15 protein-coding genes are annotated in these 17823 nt (G+C 68.0%); 6 read left to right on the top strand and 9 right to left on the bottom strand.

What is annotated here, in order from left to right; all coding sequences use genetic code 11:
- Positions 1-50 precede the first annotated feature (50 nt).
- Complete coding sequence (locus BLS66_RS00245; RefSeq protein WP_244152934.1) at positions 51-713, top strand: hypothetical protein; 663 nt, start codon at positions 51-53, stop codon at positions 711-713.
- 48 nt (positions 714-761) lie between these two features.
- Here BLS66_RS00245 and BLS66_RS00240 read toward each other — a convergent pair whose 3' ends face one another.
- The 6 genes from BLS66_RS00240 to hutI all read right to left on the bottom strand — a co-directional run bounded on the left by BLS66_RS00240 (position 762) and on the right by hutI (position 9940).
- The gene (locus BLS66_RS00240) at positions 762-2870 is read right to left on the bottom strand and encodes a TonB-dependent receptor family protein (RefSeq protein ID WP_074724838.1); all 2109 of its coding nucleotides are present in this window, start codon (positions 2868-2870) and stop codon (positions 762-764) included.
- Positions 2871-3063: 193 nt separating this feature from the next.
- Positions 3064-4500 (bottom strand): serine hydrolase domain-containing protein, encoded by a 1437-nt coding sequence (locus BLS66_RS00235; RefSeq protein ID WP_074724837.1) that lies wholly within the window; start codon positions 4498-4500, stop codon positions 3064-3066.
- 163 nt (positions 4501-4663) lie between these two features.
- Positions 4664-6331 carry a urocanate hydratase gene (gene hutU / locus BLS66_RS00230; protein ID WP_074724836.1) on the bottom strand — a complete coding sequence of 556 codons (1668 nt, stop codon included), beginning with the start codon at positions 6329-6331 and terminating at the stop codon, positions 4664-4666.
- Positions 6328-7182: an N-formylglutamate deformylase gene (gene hutG, locus BLS66_RS00225; protein ID WP_064238817.1), complete on the bottom strand. Its 855-nt coding sequence runs from the start codon at positions 7180-7182 to the stop codon at positions 6328-6330. The genes hutU and hutG overlap by 4 nt, the downstream gene beginning before the upstream one ends.
- On the bottom strand, positions 7179-8720 hold the full coding sequence (gene hutH, locus BLS66_RS00220) for a histidine ammonia-lyase (RefSeq protein ID WP_074724835.1): 1542 nt from the start codon (positions 8718-8720) through the stop codon (positions 7179-7181). The genes hutG and hutH overlap by 4 nt, the downstream gene beginning before the upstream one ends.
- The gene (gene hutI / locus BLS66_RS00215) at positions 8717-9940 is read right to left on the bottom strand and encodes an imidazolonepropionase (protein WP_057493185.1); all 1224 of its coding nucleotides are present in this window, start codon (positions 9938-9940) and stop codon (positions 8717-8719) included. The genes hutH and hutI overlap by 4 nt, the downstream gene beginning before the upstream one ends.
- A 67-nt stretch (positions 9941-10007) precedes the next feature.
- Between hutI and BLS66_RS00210 the strand changes: the two genes are divergently transcribed.
- The gene (locus BLS66_RS00210) at positions 10008-11378 is read left to right on the top strand and encodes a formimidoylglutamate deiminase (protein WP_074724834.1); all 1371 of its coding nucleotides are present in this window, start codon (positions 10008-10010) and stop codon (positions 11376-11378) included.
- 28 nt (positions 11379-11406) lie between these two features.
- Complete coding sequence (gene hutC / locus BLS66_RS00205; RefSeq protein ID WP_074724833.1) at positions 11407-12135, top strand: histidine utilization transcriptional repressor HutC; 729 nt, start codon at positions 11407-11409, stop codon at positions 12133-12135.
- 33 nt (positions 12136-12168) lie between these two features.
- Here hutC and BLS66_RS00200 read toward each other — a convergent pair whose 3' ends face one another.
- From BLS66_RS00200 to BLS66_RS00190, 3 genes are all read right to left on the bottom strand, one after another.
- A complete protein-coding gene (locus tag BLS66_RS00200; RefSeq protein WP_074724832.1) occupies positions 12169-13200 on the bottom strand; it encodes a restriction endonuclease in 1032 nt (343 codons plus the stop codon).
- 236 nt (positions 13201-13436) lie between these two features.
- The gene (locus tag BLS66_RS00195; protein WP_049471412.1) at positions 13437-13928 is read right to left on the bottom strand and encodes a phasin family protein; all 492 of its coding nucleotides are present in this window, start codon (positions 13926-13928) and stop codon (positions 13437-13439) included.
- A gap of 80 nt (positions 13929-14008) precedes the next feature.
- Complete coding sequence (locus tag BLS66_RS00190) at positions 14009-14284, bottom strand: polyhydroxyalkanoic acid system family protein (RefSeq protein WP_005417302.1); 276 nt, start codon at positions 14282-14284, stop codon at positions 14009-14011.
- Positions 14285-14409: 125 nt separating this feature from the next.
- On the opposite strand from BLS66_RS00190, the gene BLS66_RS00185 reads away from it, so the two are divergent.
- From BLS66_RS00185 to pheA, 3 genes are all read left to right on the top strand, one after another.
- On the top strand, positions 14410-15216 hold the full coding sequence (locus BLS66_RS00185; protein ID WP_074724831.1) for an FHA domain-containing protein: 807 nt from the start codon (positions 14410-14412) through the stop codon (positions 15214-15216).
- A gap of 217 nt (positions 15217-15433) precedes the next feature.
- Positions 15434-16519 carry a 3-phosphoserine/phosphohydroxythreonine transaminase gene (serC, locus tag BLS66_RS00180; RefSeq protein WP_074724830.1) on the top strand — a complete coding sequence of 362 codons (1086 nt, stop codon included), beginning with the start codon at positions 15434-15436 and terminating at the stop codon, positions 16517-16519.
- 51 nt (positions 16520-16570) lie between these two features.
- The gene (pheA, locus tag BLS66_RS00175; protein ID WP_049471406.1) at positions 16571-17770 is read left to right on the top strand and encodes a prephenate dehydratase; all 1200 of its coding nucleotides are present in this window, start codon (positions 16571-16573) and stop codon (positions 17768-17770) included.
- Positions 17771-17823: the final 53 nt, after the last annotated feature.

Below are 17823 nucleotides of genomic sequence, written 5' to 3'. Positions count from 1 at the left end.
AGCCGTGCGCGCGCCGACGCCTGCAGCGGCGCAGGTGGCCACGCCTGCAGATGGCGCTGATCGTGGCTCTGGCCGGTTCGGAAACGCCCATGGCCCTCTTCGCGGTTTTCGTTCCTCCCCGGCCCTGCGCTATGATCGGCGCAGGGGCCCCGGAACGTGGCCCGGCTTCAACCAACCCTGACAAGGACAAGCGCATGGATGTCGCTGCACGCAGGAACAGGACGTTGTTTCGTTGGATCATGGTGACGTTGCTCGCGGTGTTGTTGCCGTTTGCTGCACTGGCACAGCCCGCAGCCGGGCAGGCCGACGGCGCCGAAGCCGCCACTGCCGCGGAAGAGGCGCGATGCCGCGCCTGCACCTACGAGCGTATCGGGCACAAGGTCGATATCGGCCTGGTGGCCCTGGTGTCGCTGCTGGTGGTGGGCCTGCTGGTCGCGGCGTCGCGGGAATGGGGTACCACCTCGCAGCGCTGGACCTGTCGCACCCTGGCCCTGCTGCTGCTCGGTATCAGCGCAGCGTTGCTGTGGTGGGCCGGCAGCATCCTCTACCTGGGCTACAACCCGTGGCAGGAAGTGGCCGCCCCCGTCGATGGCTCGCTCACCTCGACCGTGCTCAATACCTCACCGAAGTGGTTGGCGGCACTGGTATTGATCTGCGTTGCGCCTGCCATCTGGAAGCGCAGCGAGCGCCTGCCGGTCTGGCGAATCGGCTGACCCCGGGGAGCGACGGCGCCGGATTACACCCGGCGCCGCCTGCGGGAATCAGTCAAATCGCCAGCGCACACCTGCATAGACGCCACGGCCTTCGCCGGGTGTCGAACGGGCCACATCCCTGCCGGCATCGTCATAGCCCGGCGTGACCGTGGCGGCATAGTGGCGATTGCCGAGGTTGCGCATCTCCGCCCAGGCCTGCCAGCGGCCACCGGGTGCGTCGAAGCCGATGCGGCTGCCGAAGATCACATGGTCGTCAGCCCAGTAACTGTTGGCGTAGTCCACGGCAATGCGCGAGGCGTATTCGGTATTGAGCGCGGCGTACAGGCCCGAGGCGTGATCGAAGCGCAGCTCGGCCTGATACGCGTGGCGGGGCAGGCCGGGCAGGCGGTTGCTGCCGAAGCGTGCATCGTGGCGGTAGCGGAAGTCGCTGAAGGTGTAGGCCTGGCGCAGCGACAGACGGCCCGATGCTGCCTGCCACAGCGTGCTGTCCAATCCGGCTTCAATGCCGCGGTGAACCGTGGGGCTGGCATTGTTCTCGGCGATGAACAGGTTCGGCACCGGTTGCAGTTCGACGCTCAGCAGTTCGTGGTTCACGTGAGCGTAGTAGCCGGTCAGTTCCCAGCGACCCAGCGCCGCATCACCGCGCGCACCCATTTCCAGCGTGGTGGCGGTCTGGTTCTGCATCGGCAGCGGCGCGCGCTGGCGGCCGCTGGACGGCCCGTTGCCCGGCCCGAAGTACTGGTTCGAGCCCCAGATCATCGACCACGGGTGCGGCGCCTCCACCGAGCGGCTGAGGTTGCCGAACCACTGGGTCTGGGCGCTGTGTTGCCAGGTGAAGCCCAGTCGCGGTGCGTAGTCCCAGTCGTGGTCGCGCAGGCGGCCGCCGCTGCTTGGCCAGGTCACCTGCACATCGCGGCGGGTGTTGATCAGTGCCAGCGCGGTCTGCATGCGCAGGCGGTCGTTGAAGGCGAGGGTGTTACCGACGTGCAGCGTGCTGTCGGTGCCATGGTGGCGGAAGTCACGCGTGCGCGTGCCGGCGGCATAGCCGTTGCTGGCAAAGCGCAGCGACTCGCGCACATCGGCATCCAGGTCATGGGTGACGCGCAGGCCGACCGTGGTTTCGCTGTCCAGGCCGAACAGCCGGTGGCGGCGGCGGTAGTCCAGCGTGGCGTTGAGGTTGGCGTAGTCCAGCTGCTGGCGATACAGGCTCTCGTTCAAGTCCATCGGGTACGTGTGATAGACCAGCCCAGCCTGCAACGAGGAGTCTTCATCGAGCTGCAGCGTGGTGACGTTCCCCACCCAGGTGCTGCCCGGCTGCGGGCGGCGCGCATCGATGGCCAGGTTGGCTGCATTCGCGGCATGCGGATCGTTGCGGATCTGATCGCGGGTGAGGCGACCGGGTGTTTCGTGATTGGTTTCGCGGTAGCGCACGAAGAAGCGCGTCTGCAGGTCGGGCGTGATCTGCCAGCCGACGTTCGCCATCGCACCCTTGCCGTCGCCACGCGCATGGCGCTGATAGCCGTCGAACTCGGTATCGGTGTAGGCCACGAAGTAATCAACATCGCCGCTCACGCCGCCCCAGCTGACGCCGCGCTTCTGGTAGCCACGGCTACCGGCTTCGTAATGCAGTTGCACGCCCGCCGAATCGCGTCCGCTACGGCTGACGTAGTCGATGGCACCGCCCAGCGCGAGCGCGCCACGCTCGAAACCGTTGGCGCCGCGCAGGACTTCCACGCGCGACAGCCACAGCGGTTCCAGCAGCTCGTAGGGCGTGCCGCCCGGGCCGGTCAGTGGTAGGCCATCGATCGACACCGCAATGCCCGAGGCATGCGCGCCCGGGCCCCGGTTGATGCCCGAGCCACGGATCGAGACCTTGGTGCCCTCGTTGCCCGGCGACTGCGCGCTGATGCCCGGTTGGTAGGCCAGCACATCCGCACTGGTGGACAGTCGGCTGTCGGCCTTGGCCACGTCGATGACGTTGCTGGCGCCGGGTACGCGCTTCAACGCCTCGCGCGCCTGCGCGCTGGCATCGGCAGCAGTGACCTGCACGGCATCCAGCGTGGTGGCCTGCGGCGCGGCCGCGGCGGTGGAAGCGAGGCCGAGGCAGACGGCCAGGAACAACAGCGACGGGGTGGGGCGGTACGGCGAGAGCGACATGCGGGAATGCTGTAAACCACGAAATTGGCGCGCAAGTTAACAGGTCGGCGGCGCCACGTCACCCACCGACGGCGTATGGCCGCCCGCCGTGTTCCTGTAGAGCCGAGCCCACGCTCGGCTATCGCGCGCAGCGCGGGTTGTCTGCCATCGCGACGAAGAGCAGCCGAGCATGGGCGCGGCTCTACAGAACGGGCTATCGCGAAGGCTTCGCAAGCGTCCTCGACTTCGCATACAGCCGCTCGGCAGTTTCCTTCTCACCCAATGCCGCATGGCATTCGGCCAGGCTGTCCCACGCGTTGGCCGAATCCGGATACAGCTCGGTGTTGAGCGTGAACACCTTCAGCGCCCTGCCGGCCCCCAGACTCTCGCGGATGGCATAACCACCGGCGTTGATCGCACGTTCCAACCCGTCGCCCGTCACCCGGCTGTCGTCGCGCAACCAGGCGCGCATCGCCTGCGCAGCGGCTGCGTCATCATCCAGCGCGTAAGCGATCAAACGTTCGGACAGCACCGCATGCGGAAACGTCTTCGGCGCAGCCACAGCCATCGTGCTCTCCACCAGCGTGCTGGACCAGACGTTGCGGGCACTGCCGTTGGTCAGGTACACGAACACCCAATAACCGCTGGCCAGCGTGTCCTTGTAGGCCAGCCGCGCCCTGACGCGGGTGCCCCCATCGTGGCCGACCTGGGTGTAGCCGTCGCTGCGGGTGGTGTCCCAGCCAGTGGAGAAGAAATTGCTGCCGCCACCGCTCAGTTTCTGCGGCTGCCAGAGTTTTTCCAGGGTCGCCGTGCGCAGCAGCCTGCCGGTCGCCAGCGCCTGCAGGAAACGGTTCATGTCGCCCACGCTGGTCTGCAGATCGGCATGGCCCCAGCCGTAGTCCGGCCACGGGTCTTCGTTGGCCGGTTGGAGCTGGCCATCCTTGCCGATGTACGGCACGGCCGCGCGCTGGGCTGGCACGCTCGCGACACCCCACGAGGTGCTGGCCATCTTCAACGGCTGCAGGATGCGTTCGCGTGCGATGGCCGGGTAGGGCCTGCGGTAATGCGCTTCAAGCAAGGCGGTCAGCACCAGGTAGTTGGCCTGGGTGTACTGCACGCGGCTGCCGGTGGCGAACTGCATCGGTGCCGCGGCGGCTACCTTCAACGCAGCGGCAAGATCCGGCGCCACACCGGTGTAGCCCCTGCTCACCCAGCGGTTGTCCACCCGCTCGTAGTACTCGGCGATACCGGAGCTGTGGTTGAGGAAATCGCGCACACGGATCGCCTGCCATGCGGTTGGCAGGTCCGGCACATAGCGGCTGGCGGGTGCATCCAGATCCAGCTTGCCCTGATCGACCAATTGCATCACCAGCGTGCTGGTCAGCAGCTTGGCCATCGACTGCGCGGCGAAGATGGAATCGACGGTGGCGGGCGCATGGGTGGCGGGATCACGTTCACCGCTGGCGCCCTGGTACAGCACCTGGCCGTCGTGTGCGACCAGTACCGCCTGGCCGGCGATGCCGTAGCGTTCGCGGTTGGCCTGCAGCTGGGCGTCGAGCTGAGTGGAGAGGTCGGGGGTGAGGCCACGCGCCGAAGCGATCGGAACGACGAAGAGGGCGCAGAGCAATGCAGCAACAAAGGTGCGGTACATCGCGGCGATCCATCAGCGGTGATGGCGCATGTTGGTCAGCGGCGGAGGCTGGGTCAAGCATCTGCAGTCGCGCCCATGCTCGGCTGCACGGGCAACGCAGCGTGCGGTGCCGGCCAGCGGCCGGCACTACCACACGTTCCCGGTAGTGCCAGCCGCCCTGAGATCAGCCGAGGATTCCGGGCAGATCCAGTCCCTTTTCCTTCGCGCAGTTGATCGCGATTTCATAGCCAGCATCGGCATGGCGCATCACGCCGGTGGCCGGGTCGTTCCACAGCACGCGGCCAATGCGCTTGGCCGCCGCCTCGGTGCCGTCGCAGACGATCACCATGCCGGCGTGCTGCGAGAAGCCCATGCCCACGCCACCGCCATGGTGCAGCGACACCCAGGTCGCGCCGCTGGCGGTGTTGAGCAGGGCGTTCAGCAGCGGCCAGTCGGACACCGCATCGGAACCATCGGCCATCGCTTCGGTTTCGCGGTTCGGCGACGCCACACTGCCGCTGTCCAGGTGGTCACGGCCGATCACCACCGGCGCCTTCAGTTCGCCGTTGGCCACCATCTCGTTGAAGGCCAGGCCCAGGCGGTCGCGGTCACCCAGGCCGACCCAGCAGATGCGCGCCGGCAGGCCCTGGAACTTGATCTTCTCGGCCGCCATGTCCAGCCAGCGGTGCAGGTGCGGGTTGTCCGGAATCAGTTCCTTCACTTTGGCATCGGTCTTGGCGATGTCTTCAGGGTCGCCGCTCAGCGCAGCCCAGCGGAACGGGCCGATGCCGCGGCAGAACAACGGGCGGATATAGGCCGGCACGAAACCGGGGAAGTCGAAGGCATTGGCCACGCCTTCCTCCAGCGCCATCTGCCGCAGGTTGTTGCCGTAGTCCACGGTCGGCACGCCGAGCGCGTGGAAGCCGAGCATGGCGCGGATGTGGTTGGCCATCGACGCACGCGCTGCCTTTTCCACTTCCTTCGGTGCAGAGACACGCTTCTCATCCCACTGTTCGACCGTCCAGCCCTGCGGCAGGTAGCCGTTCACCGGGTCGTGCGCGGAGGTCTGGTCGGTCAGCAGGTCCGGCTTGATGCCGCGCGCCAGCAACTCAGCCAACACATCGGCGACGTTGCCGAGCAGGCCCACCGATTTCGGCGTGCCGGCCTTGCACGACTCGTCGATCAGGCGCAGCGCTTCGTCCAGAGTGTCGGTCCAGATATCCAGGTAACCGGTGCGCAGGCGCATGTCGATGCTGCTCTTGCGGCACTCGACGGCCAGGCAGGAGGCGCCGGCCATCACCGCGGCCAGCGGCTGTGCGCCACCCATGCCGCCGAGGCCGCCGGTGAACAGCCACTTCCCGGTCAGGTCGCCACCGAAGTGCTGGCGCCCCATTTCCACGAAGGTCTCGTAGGTACCCTGCACGATGCCCTGCGCGCCGATGTAGATCCAGCTGCCGGCGGTCATCTGGCCGTACATGGCCAGGCCCTTCTTATCCAGTTCGTTGAAGTGGTCCCAGTTGGCCCAGCGCGGCACCAGGTTGGAATTGGCGATCAGCACGCGCGGTGCATCGGCGTGGGTGCGGAACACGCCCACCGGCTTGCCGGACTGCACCAGCAGGGTCTGGTCGTCGTCCAGGCGCTTGAGCGTTTCGACGATGGCATCGAAGCTCTCCCAGTCGCGCGCGGCACGCCCGATACCGCCGTACACCACCAGCTCCTGCGGGCGCTCGGCCACGTCCGGGTGCAGGTTGTTCATCAGCATGCGCAGCGGTGCCTCGGTCAGCCAGCTCTTGGCATTGAGCGTGGTGCCGGTCGGCGCGGCGAGGGTGCGGGACGGGTCGTTGCGGGTCATGCGGCGCTCCGGTTCGTAGCGAATTCAAGGCAGGCGTTGAGCACCTGCGCCAGGGTGTGGCGCAGCGGTGCGGCGTGGTCGGGGTCGAGCGGGGTGGGCCAGCTGTGTTCATCCACCTGGTCCGGCAGCGGTTCGTGCATGTAGCCACGGCAGGCCAGCTCCATCTGCAGGCTGTGCACGCCGCCGGCGATGTTGCTGTAATGGCGGGTGATCCAGCCGCCCTTGAAGCGGCCGTTGCGCACCTGGCTCATGCCGCTGATTTTCAGCAGGTTCTCCACCACGTCGCTCAAGGTGTTGTCGCAGGACGTGTCCGGCGCACCCGAGGGGCCGGCGGTGCCCAGGTTGAACTGCGGCAGCTCACCGTCGAACAGGTGCGGGATGTGCGAGCGGATCGAGTGCGCGTCGTACACCACCACGGTGCCGTGGCGCGCACGCAGGCGCGCGATCTGCGCAGCCAGGGCGTCGTGGTAGGGCAGGAAATACGTATCGCGGCGTCGCGCGATTTCGGCCTCGTCCGGCTCGCGCCCGGCGTGGTACAGCGGCTGGTTGTCGAAGGTGGTCAGCGGGCACAGGCCGGTGGTGTTCTGGCCCGGATACAGCGACACGCCGCTGGGATCGCGGTTGAGGTCGATCACCGAACGCGAGATCGCCGAGCGCACCGTGGTCGCGCCCATGCCACGCACGAAGTCGTACAGCTCATGCACCCACCAGTCGGCGTCGCGGCGGGCCAGCCACGGCGAGTGGTAGTCGCCGATCAGGTCGTGCGGCAGCTCGCTGCCGGTATGCGGGAAGCTGACGATCAACGGCGCATCGCCCTCGTGCACCGTCAGCCAGTCGGGATGGGCGTTCATGCCTGCGGTTCCACGGTCGGCAGGAGCTCGGCCAGGCCCTGCGCCAGTGCGCCACTGCGCACCAGGTTCGTAGCGGTCACCATGTCCGGATGGAAGTAGCGGTCTTCCTCCAGCGTCGGCACCTGTGCACGCAGGGTGGCGCGCACGCCTTCCAGCGCGGCACTGGAGCGCAGCGGGCCGTGGAAGTCGCAGCCCTGTGCGGCGGCCAGCAGCTCGATGCCGATCACGTTGGCGGCGTTTTCGGCCATCTGCATCAGGCGGCGTGCACCGTGCGCGGCCATCGAGACGTGGTCTTCCTGGTTGGCCGACGTCGGGATCGAATCAACGCTGGCCGGGTAGGCGCGCTGCTTGTTTTCCGAGACCAGCGCCGCGGCAGTCACCTGCGGAATCATGAAGCCGGAATTCAGGCCCGGGCGCGGGGTCAGGAACGCCGGCAGGCCGGACAGCGCCGGGTCGACCAGCATCGCCAGGCGGCGCTCGCTGATCGAACCGATCTCGCACACCGCCATCGCCAGCATGTCGGCCGCGAAGGCCACCGACTCGGCATGGAAGTTGCCGCCGGACAGCGCTTCACCGGTATCGGTGAACACCAGCGGATTGTCGGAGACGCCGTTGGCTTCGATTTCCAGCGTGGTCGCGGCCTGGCGCAGGATGTCCAGCGCCGCGCCCATCACCTGCGGCTGGCAGCGCAGGCAGTACGGGTCCTGCACGCGCACATCGTTGTCGCGGTGCGATTCGCGGATCTCCGAGCCCTGCATCAGCGCGCGCAGCGTCGCGGCGGTAGCGATCTGCCCGCGCTGGCCGCGGATGGCGTGGATGCGCGGGTCGAACGGCGTGTCGGAGCCCTTGGCTGCTTCCACCGACAGCGCGCCGGTGATCAGCGCGGCCTGGAACACGGTCTCGATCTCGAACAGGCCGGCCAACGCATACGCGGTGGAGAACTGGGTGCCATTGAGCAGCGCCAGGCCTTCCTTCGCGCCCAGCTCGATCGGTTGCAGGCCGGCACGTGCCAGCGCATCGGCCGCCGGCACGCGCTCGTCACCGATGAAGGCTTCACCTACGCCCAGCATCACGCTGGCCAGGTGCGAGAGCGGTGCCAGGTCGCCCGAGGCACCCACCGAGCCCTGCGCGGGTACCACCGGCAGCACGCCCTTGACCAGCATCGCTTCCAGCAGCAGCAACGTTTCCTCGCGGATGCCCGACGCACCCTGCGCCAGGCTGACCAGCTTCAGCGCCATCATCAGGCGCACCACGTTGGCCGGCATCGGCTCGCCCACGCCGGCGGCATGCGAGAGCACGATGTTCCGCTGCAGGGTAGCCAGGTCCTCGCGCTCGATGCGCACGCTGGCCAGCTTGCCGAAGCCGGTGTTGATGCCGTACACCGGCGCGCCCTTGGCAACGATGGCGGCCACCGCCGCAGCGCTGGCGCGCACCACCGGCAGCGCGGCCGGGTCGAGCGCGAGCGGCGCACCGCGATAGACCTGCCGCCACTGGGCAAGCGTGACATGGCCGGGGCGAAGAACCAGGGTGTTGCTCATGTGTTGCTCCAGGAGGCAGGCAGGTCGGGCTGCCCGCGCACCACGCGCGCGTGCAGCGGGTTGAATCCAATGCGATAGACCAGGTCGGCGGGCGCGTCGATGTCCCAGATCGCCAGGTCGCAGTCCAGGCCCACGGCCAGGCGGCCGATGCGCTCGCCATGGCCCAGTGCGCGCGCCGCTTCACGGGTGAAGCCGGCAATGCACTCATCCACGGTCAGGCGGAACAGGGTGGCGCCCATGTTCATCGCCAGCAGCGGGCTGGTCAGCGGCGAGGTGCCCGGGTTGCTGTCCGTGGCCAGCGCCAGCGGCACGCCGGCCGCACGCAGCGCGGCGATCGGCGGCAAGGTGGTATCGCGGGTGAAATAGAAGGCACCGGGCAGCAGCACGGCGACAGTGCCGGCGGCGGCCATCGCGGCGATGCCGGCATCGTCCAGATGTTCGATATGGTCGGCCGACAGTGCGCCGACGCTGGCCGCCAGTTCGGCGCCGTGCTGGTTGCTCAGCTGCTCGGCGTGGATCTTCACCGCCAGCCCGTTGGCGCGCGCTGCTTCGAAGACCTGCCGCGCCTGCGCCGGCGAGAAGGCGATGTTCTCGCAGAACACGTCCACCGCTTCGGCCAGGCCTTCGGCGGCGATGGCCGGGATCATCACGTTGCAGACCTCGTCGGTGTATTCCTGCGCCTCGCGGCCTGGCGGAACCGCGTGTGCGCCGAGGAAGGTGGTCACCACGTTGACCCGGCATTCCTCGCCCAGCGCACGCGCCACCTGCAGCTGCTTGCGCTCGTCGGGCAGGGCGAGGCCGTAGCCGGACTTGATTTCGATCGTGGTCACGCCCTCGGCGCGCATCGCCAGCAGGCGCGGCCGGCTTTCGGCGGCCAGCTGTTCCGGGGTGGCAGCGCGGGTGGCGCGCACGGTAGAGACGATGCCGCCGCCGGCGCGGGCGATCTCGGCATAGCTGACGCCCTGCAGGCGCTGCTCGAATTCGTTGGCGCGGTTGCCGGCGTAGACCAGGTGGGTGTGGCAGTCGATCAGGCCCGGCGAGATCCAGCGGCCTTCGCCGTCGATGCGGGTGGTCGGTTGCAGATGGCCATCGCTACCTGCTGGGCCGACGTGGACGATGCGGCCGTCGGCGCAGGCGAGCACGCCATCGCGGATGACACCCAGCCCTTCCCCCTCGAGGGTGATCAGGTGGACGTTGGACCAGAGGGTATCGACGTGCATGGCATCCACAACGCGGCTGTGCTTATATGTCTATACAATATAGGCGTCCATTTCGGGTTGTCCAGCCATGTCCGATTCGCGTTCCCCGCACTGCTTCCATGCCGCCCACGCCCTGCTGGCCGACGGCTGGGCCCGTGATGTCCGCCTGCAGGTGCAGGATGGCCGCATCGCGGCGATCAGCGCGGGGCAGGCCGCCCAGCACGGCGACACCCTGGTCGGCATCCTGGTGCCGGGCCTGCCCAACCTGCACAGCCACGCGTTTCAGCGTGGCATGGCCGGCCTGACCGAGATCGGCGGTGGTGACGGTGACAGCTTCTGGAGCTGGCGCGAGCTGATGTACCGCTTCCTCGCCCATCTGCGCCCGGACGCGGTGCAGGCCATCGCCGCCCAGGCCTATATGGAAATGCTGGAAAGCGGCTTCACCCGCGTCGGCGAATTCCATTACCTGCACCACGACGCCGAGGGCCACGCCTATGCCAACCGCGCCGAAATGAGTGCACGGATCGCGGCGGCAGCCGAGCAGACCGGCATCGGCCTGACCCTGTTGCCGGTGTTCTACGCGCATGCCGACTTCGGCGGCGCGGCACCGAATCCCGCACAGCGTCGCCTGATCCACGACGTGGAGGGCTTCGCACAGTTGCTGGACGCCGCAAAGCCGGCATTGGCCGCGCTTCCCGACGCGGTGCTTGGCATCGCACCGCACAGCCTGCGCGCGGTCACCGGCGAGGAACTGAGCGCGCTGCTGCCACTGGCTGACGGCCCGGTGCACATCCATATCGCCGAGCAGGTGCGTGAGGTCGAGGCCTGCCTGGCCTGGAGCGGTCAGCGCCCGGTGCAGTGGCTGTACGACCATGCGCCGGTCGATGCACGGTGGTGCCTGGTGCATGCCACCCACATCACCGATGACGAGCGCGCGGCCATCGTGGCCAGCCAGGCAGTGGCCGGTCTCTGCCCGATCACCGAGGCCAACCTGGGCGACGGCCTGTTCCCGATGCAGGCGTTCGCACGCGAGGGCGGGCGCTTCGGTGTCGGTTCCGATTCCAATGTGCTGATCGATGCGGCTGAAGAACTGCGTCTGCTCGAGTACGGCCAGCGCCTGGCCCTGCGCGGGCGCAATGTACTGGCGCCGGATGCCACCCGCAGCAGCGGCCGCTTCCTGTTCGAAGGTGCATTGCACGGTGGCGCACAGGCGCTGGGCGTGGCCGCTGGCCTGCAGGTCGGCGCCAGTGCCGATCTGGTCGAACTGGATGCCGCGCACCCGGCGCTGCAGGCGCGACAGGATGACGCATGGCTTGACAGCTGGGTGTTCGCCGCACGTAATGGCGCGCTGCGATCGGTCTGGCGCCATGGCCGTCAATGCGTGGCCGAAGGCCGCCACCTGCAGCGCGAGGCGATCACCAGCGCCTTCGCCGCCGCCCTGCGTGGCGTGCTGGCCTGATCGCCTCCCGACACCGAGACCCCATCACGTGAAGGCCAGCAAGTCCGCCACGCTCAACCAGCGCATCCGCAGCGATCTGGAAAGCCGCATCCTCAGCGGAGAGTGGGCGCCGGGCTTCCGCATACCGTACGAGCACGAGCTGATGGAGCAGTACGGTTGCTCGCGGATGACGGTGAACAAGGTGCTGACCGCACTGGCCGAGAGCGGCATGATCGAGCGCCGCCGTCGTGCGGGTTCCTTCGTGGCGCGTCAGCCCCCGCACCTGGAACAGGTGGCGCTGGAGATTCCCGACATTGCGATGGAGGTCGGTTCGCGCGGCCATCAGTACGCCTATCGCCTGCTGCAACGGGAACTGCGCCTGGCTGATCCCGGCAATGCCGGCGAGGTAGAGCTGGCGGGCCGCGAGAAACTGCTGGCGATGCGCTGCCTGCATCTGGCCGACGGCCGCCCGCTGGCGCTGGAGCATCGGCTGATCAGCCCGGTGGGGGTGCCCGAGGTGCTGGAGGTCGATTTCAGTACCACCGCGCCGGGCAGCTGGCTGCTGCAGAACGTATCGTGGACCCGCGCCCAGCACCGCATCAGCGCCTGGGGTGCGGACACTGCCACCGCCAGGCTGCTGGACGTGAAGCCCGGTACCGCCTGCCTGGTGATCGAACGCCTGACCTGGCGTGGCGAACAGCCGATCACCCGCGTGCGCCAGATGTTCCTCGGCGACGCCTGGGACCTGGTCGCGCGCTTCGCGCCGGGGGCTCGGTAGGGCGTATCCACGTCATGCGTGGATGCTGCCCCATCAATACGTAGCGCACTGCCGCCAGCGCACCGGCTCGTCCACACCGGGGCGGGCATTGAGCTGGATGCGCACGTTGCGCAGGGCGGGGTAGTGCAGCACTTCCTCGCAGACCAGCGGCCATACGGCGTCAAGTTCGCCGGTGCGGTTGATCGCCAGCGTCTGCCGCGTCAGCCAGACGCCGCTGGCGATGCCGGGCTTGCCAGCCAGCGCACGGGCCAGATCGGCCTGGTAGCGATCCAGGGTGGCCGCATCCGGGTTGGGATTGCTCCGTGGGTCGGCCGCCGGCGCGGCCACACCCTGCGGCGACGAGGTCGCGGTGGCGGGCGTGCTCGGGGATGCTCCGGGGGCAGGTGCAGCGGTAGCGGCCGGAGCAGGGGCCGGCGCTGGCACTGGCGCTGGCACTACCGATGTGTCGGCAGTGGGTGCGGCGTCGTCCACGTGCAGGCCCTGCAGGCCCAGGCCGACCAGCAGCCCCAGCGTGATTGATCCCAGGCCGGCGATGGCGATGCGGCGCAGGGCTTCATGCCGGGCAGTGGCGCGCACACGCATTTCTATGTCACCCGGCAGGTAGGGCTGCAGCAGCGGCCACAGGCGCGGGCCGTCCAGTACCTCGACCGCCTGCTTCTCGGCAGCTGCCCGGCCATCGCGCTCGATCCGGCCTTCCGTGAGCAGTACGCCACCTTTCGCACCGGCCAGGCGCGCGGCCGCCCCCAGTTCGTTCACTGCGGCAGTGCCGATACGGTAGGCCAGGCCGTGCTTGCATGACACCAGCCACTGGTTGGGACCGTCGCTGAGCAGGAAGTCGCTGCTCGGCTCGCGGGCATCTTCGGCCGGATCGACCAGCTCGCGCAGGCCACGCTGCTCGCGCAGCATGCGCTTGACGAGTACCGAAAATTCGCGCCAGTGCATCCCCGCCAGGGCCTGCAGGCCAAGTTGCATCTCCTTCTGCCGCCGCTTGATCCACCACAGATAGACCACGGCCAGGGAACAGGTAAGCAGGGCCGACAACAGGGCCAGGATCCAGGGGAGCATGCAGGAGTAGGGCGGAAGGGGCGAAAGCGGAGAACGACAGTGTAAAGGCCGCAGTGCCCGGCTGGGTCAGGATGTTCCTGACAGGAAGCGTGATGGAGCACGCAGAACTGTATACGGCGGGCACGAAAAACCCGCCAATCCTGAAGCCGTGAGGGGAGGGAACAAACGGCAGCCGAAGCGATTGGCGGGTTGCTCGCGATTGTCAATCAAAATTTATTGCATTGCAACAATTGCGCTCAGGGAATGCTGTCCGGCGACTGATGGCTGCCCGGTGCAGGGGCGTCGGTACCCGACGCTGCCCGGTTTTCCAGCCTGGCCAGGCGCGCGTGCAGGGCATCGATGCGGGCTTCCAGCGCGGTGACTTCGTCGGCCGTGGGCACATGCAGCCGCTTGAGCACGCCCTGCACCTGGTCATCGAAGGCCTTCTCGACCTTGTTCCAGGTGCCCGAGGCCTTCTCGCGGGCTTCATCCAGGGACGATTCCACGTTGTCGCGCCAGCCAGGGCCCTGTTCGCTGCTGCGTTCACGGCGGCGGGCTTCCCAGGCTTCGCCTTCCTTCACCAGGCCATCAAAGAAGCGGCTGCCTTCGGCCTGGGCGCGGCCGAGGGCGCCCAGCCCGGCCAGCCAGACCTGCTGCGCCGAGTCGCTGAGCTTGCGCGAGAAGCGCTCGGCCTGGTCACCGAAAGAGGCGTCGTCGTTGCGGCGGTCGTCGTTCTCGTAGTGGTTCATCGCACTTCCCGTGGGAGTTGGGCCTGCCCCGAGAGTAGCGCGCGGTGGCGTTGCACGGCCGTGATGGCCGCCGCCAGGATTCAGCCCAGCTTTTCCTTCAGCACGCGCTGGATCTCGCCTTCGACCATGCCCTTCATTGCCGACAGCAGGAAGCCCAGCTTGGCGGTCACGCGCACAGCGCCCGGCTGCAGTTCGATCGCGCCGTCCACGCCGCTGCCGGAGAAGTTCAGCACATCGGCGGTCCAGGACGACTTCAGGCCGAAGCGCTCGGACAGTTTGGCGGCGACCTGTTCGATCGCGGCGCGCGCCTGTGCGTCGGGCAGGGCGTGGGCGTGGCGGACATCGATGGTGGACATGCAGGCTCCTGGCGCTGGGCGGGGATGATCAGAGAGGGCGAGCATTGTGCGCATCGGGGGCGTCCGCGCCAAGCACTCATCGCAGGTTCTTCTTCGTTGGCGGCCAACCTGCTAGGCTGCGCCGCGTGCAGAACCTGCTTGTTCACTTCAGTCAACAACAACAGCCCGACCAGCCGCTGCGGCCCGGGGTGCAGCGCATCGTGCGCCAGGCCAACGGCAGCGTGCGGCTGGGCGATGCCGGTCACGGCGCGCTGTTGCTGGCGCAGTTCTGCATGGACGATCGCGGCCTCTGGCTGCAGGTCGGCAACGGTATCCGCGGCATCCACGTGAACGGTCGGCCGGTGCGCCGGATGGCGCTGTTGCGTGCAGGCGATGCGGTATACGTGGATGGTGTGGAGATGGTCCTGCAGGGCGAGGTCGAGAGCCTGCTGCAGGCGCCTGCGCCGAACAACGATGACGGCAGCGACGAGCAGCAGCGGCTGCTGCGCGGCGTCGGTGGACTCCACCATGGCCGCAGTTTCACCCTGTCGCGGGCCCGCCTGATCGGCCGCGGCAACGACGCCGACATCGCCATCGACGATCCGGCTTTTGCCGAACAGCATGCACGGGTGGAAGTGCACGGCGAGCGCGTACTGCTGCGCGACCTCGGCAGTGCCGACGGCACCCGCGTCAATGGCGTGGCCGTGCGCCATTGCTGGCTGCAGGCCGGCGACCAGGTGGTATTCGATGGCCAGCACCGTTTCGTGCTGGAAGTGCCGCACGACCCGCGCCGGCGGTCGCAGCCGGTCGAGGACGACGCCAGCCACGAGGCCGAGCAGGTGCCAGTGATGCCGGCTGCGCCTCGCAAGGTCCGGCGCTGGCCGTGGCTGCTGGTCAGTGCACTGCTGCTGGCCGCACTGCTCAGCCTGCTGCTCTGGTTCGGCGCGCGCTGACCTGAACCCGGAGGGTCAGCTCTGGTGGGTGCCGACCTTGGTCGGCACGCTCTCCAGGAGGCCATGACGCCTGACGGCGTACGCCGACCAGGGTCGGCGCCTACCGGCGCCATGCTGGCGGCCGATGGATTCCAATGAAACCAAATTTCCCTTGCCACACAAGGCCGCAAGGCTGGTGCACTGCGGCATACTAGGGGTCTTGCCCCACAGGTGTGACATGACGCGCGCGTTCAACTTCAGTGCCGGCCCTGCAACCTTGCCGGAATCGGTCCTGCGCCAGGCGCAGGCGGAAATGCTGGACTGGCACGGTAGTGGTGCCTCGATCGTGGAAATGAGCCATCGCGGCGCGGAATTCATGTCCGTGGCTGCCGAGGCCGAGGCCGACCTGCGCCGCCTGCTCGATATCCCCGACGACTATGCGGTGCTGTTCCTGTCCGGTGGTGCCACCACCCAGCAGGCGCTGATCCCGCTCAACTTCGCCCGCCCCGGCCAGCGCGCCGACTACGTGGTCAGTGGCCATTGGGGAAAGACTGCGGTCAAGCAGGCCGGCGTCTACGTCGACGTCAACATTGCCGCCAGCAGCGAGCCCGACGGCTACCGCGCGCTGCCGCCCCGCGCCGACTGGCAGCTCTCGCCCGACGCCGCCTATGTGCACATCACCGCCAACGAGACCATCCACGGCGTCGAGTTCCGTGATGTGCCGGATACCGGCGATGTGCCGCTGGTGGCGGACTTCAGCTCGTCCATCGCCAGCGAGCCGCTGGATGTACGCCGCTACGGTGTGATCTATGCCGGCGCGCAGAAGAACCTGGGCCCGGTCGGCATCGCAGTGATGATCGTCCGCCGCGATCTGCTCGAGCGCACTGGCCAGCCGCGCGCGGACATCTTCGATTACCGCTCGCACGTCGCCCGCGATTCGATGCTCAACACCCCGCCGACCTGGAACTGGTACCTGGCCGGCCTGGTGTTCAAGTGGATGCTGGCCGAAGGCGGCGTGGCCGAATTCGCCAGGCGCAATGCCGCCAAGGCGGCACTGGTGTACGGCGCCATCGACGGCTCTGGCGGCTTCTACCGCAACGAGGTCGCGCATGCGGCACGCTCGCGGATGAACATCCCGTTCTTCCTGCCCGATGCCGAACTGGATGCCCGTTTCGTCGCCGAAGCCAAGGCCGCCGGCCTGCTGGCGCTGAAGGGGCACAAGGTGGTCGGGGGCATCCGTGCCTCGCTGTACAACGCCATGCCGCTGGCCGGGGCCGAGGCGCTGGTCGCCTTCATGGCCGATTTCCAGCAGCGTCACGGTTGAGCAATGAACGGCGCGCACCGTCGGGTGCGTGCCCCGCAACAAGGAATTCCGATGGCAAGCAGCAAATCGAGCAAGAAGGCGCCGAAGAAGGCCGAACCGGCCAAGGACAGCGCGCCCACCAAGGCGAAGGGCAAGGCCAAGGCCGCCTCGAACCCGGCGCCGACCCTGGCGCCGCTGGCGCTGGCCGATGTGCGCTCGAAGATCGACCAGATCGACCGTGACATCCAGAGCCTGATCGCCGAGCGCGCGCGCTTCGCCCACCAGGTCGGCAAGGCCAAGGGCAAGCTGGCTGCCGCTGTCGACTACTACCGCCCCGAGCGCGAAGCGCAGGTGCTGCGCATGGTGGTGGACCGCAATGAAGGCCCGCTCAGCGACGAGCTGCTGGTGCATGTCTATCGCGAGATCATGTCGGCCTGCCTGGCCCAGCAGGAGCCGCTGAAGATCGGCTACCTCGGCCCGGAAGGCACCTTCAGCCAGCAGGCCGTGCTCAAGCACTTCGGCCGCTCGGCGCTGGGCCTGCCGATGGCCAGCATCGAAGAGGTGTTCCAGGAAGTGGAAGCGGGCAACGCCGATTTCGGCGTGGTGCCGGTGGAAAATTCCGGGCAGGGCACCATCCAGATCACCCTGGACATGTTCCTGACCTCCAACCTGAAGATCTGTGGCGAAGTGGAACTGCGCGTGCAGCAGTTCCTGATGTCGCGCAGCGGCCGCATCGAGGACATCGAGCGCATCTACGCACATCCGCAGTCGTTCATGCAGACCTCGGCCTGGCTGCGCGCCAACCTGCCGAAGGCCGAGAAGATCCCGGTGTCGAGCAACGCCGAGGGTGCGCGTCGCGCGCGCAACGCCGACGACGCGGCGGCCATCGGCGGCGAGAGCGCCGGCCACGTGTACGGCCTGAAGAAGGTGGTCACCAAGCCGATCCAGAACGATGCCGACAACACCACCCGCTTCCTGGTGGTGGGCCGCAACATCTTCCCGACCTCCGGCCACGACCGTACGTCCGTGCTGGTGTTCATCCATGACAAGCCCGGTGCGCTGTTCGACGTGCTCAGCCCGTTCGCCCGCCATGGCATCAGCATGAACCGCATCGAGTCACGGCCGTCGCACCACGGCAAGTGGGAGTACGGCTTCTTCATCGACCTGGCCGGCCATATCGATGACGCGCCGATGCAGGCGGCACTGGCCGAACTGGAAGCGCACTCGGCACAGATCAAGGTGCTGGGCTCCTATCCGGTGGCCGTGCCCTGAGTGCTGCTGCGGTGGTCCTGGCCGCCGCTCCCTGATGCATCGCCGGCGTTGCC

The sequence above is a fragment of the Stenotrophomonas pavanii genome (assembly GCF_900101175.1).
GTDB classification, from domain to species: Bacteria; Pseudomonadota; Gammaproteobacteria; order Xanthomonadales; family Xanthomonadaceae; genus Stenotrophomonas; species Stenotrophomonas pavanii.
The sequence above is the reverse complement of the archived record's forward strand: the minus strand, read 5'-3'. Positions and strand labels throughout refer to the sequence as shown.

What these genes read in the sequence shown, in the direction of transcription:
- BLS66_RS00240 (WP_074724838.1), bottom strand. Translation starts at nt 2,870, where the DNA reads ATGTCGCTCTCGCCGTACCGCCCCACCCCGTCGCTGTTGTTCCTGGCC.
- hutH (WP_074724835.1), bottom strand. Translation starts at nt 8,720, where the DNA reads ATGAGCAACACCCTGGTTCTTCGCCCCGGCCATGTCACGCTTGCCCAG.
- BLS66_RS00195 (WP_049471412.1), bottom strand. Translation starts at nt 13,928, where the DNA reads ATGAACCACTACGAGAACGACGACCGCCGCAACGACGACGCCTCTTTC.
- serC (WP_074724830.1), top strand. Translation starts at nt 15,434, where the DNA reads ATGACGCGCGCGTTCAACTTCAGTGCCGGCCCTGCAACCTTGCCGGAA.
- pheA (WP_049471406.1), top strand. Translation starts at nt 16,571, where the DNA reads ATGGCAAGCAGCAAATCGAGCAAGAAGGCGCCGAAGAAGGCCGAACCG.
- BLS66_RS00210 (WP_074724834.1), top strand. Translation starts at nt 10,008, where the DNA reads ATGTCCGATTCGCGTTCCCCGCACTGCTTCCATGCCGCCCACGCCCTG.
- BLS66_RS00200 (WP_074724832.1), bottom strand. Translation starts at nt 13,200, where the DNA reads ATGCTCCCCTGGATCCTGGCCCTGTTGTCGGCCCTGCTTACCTGTTCC.
- BLS66_RS00245 (WP_244152934.1), top strand. Translation starts at nt 51, where the DNA reads ATGGCGCTGATCGTGGCTCTGGCCGGTTCGGAAACGCCCATGGCCCTC.
- hutU (WP_074724836.1), bottom strand. Translation starts at nt 6,331, where the DNA reads ATGACCCGCAACGACCCGTCCCGCACCCTCGCCGCGCCGACCGGCACC.
- BLS66_RS00235 (WP_074724837.1), bottom strand. Translation starts at nt 4,500, where the DNA reads ATGTACCGCACCTTTGTTGCTGCATTGCTCTGCGCCCTCTTCGTCGTT.
- hutI (WP_057493185.1), bottom strand. Translation starts at nt 9,940, where the DNA reads ATGCACGTCGATACCCTCTGGTCCAACGTCCACCTGATCACCCTCGAG.
- hutG (WP_064238817.1), bottom strand. Translation starts at nt 7,182, where the DNA reads ATGAACGCCCATCCCGACTGGCTGACGGTGCACGAGGGCGATGCGCCG.
- BLS66_RS00190 (WP_005417302.1), bottom strand. Translation starts at nt 14,284, where the DNA reads ATGTCCACCATCGATGTCCGCCACGCCCACGCCCTGCCCGACGCACAG.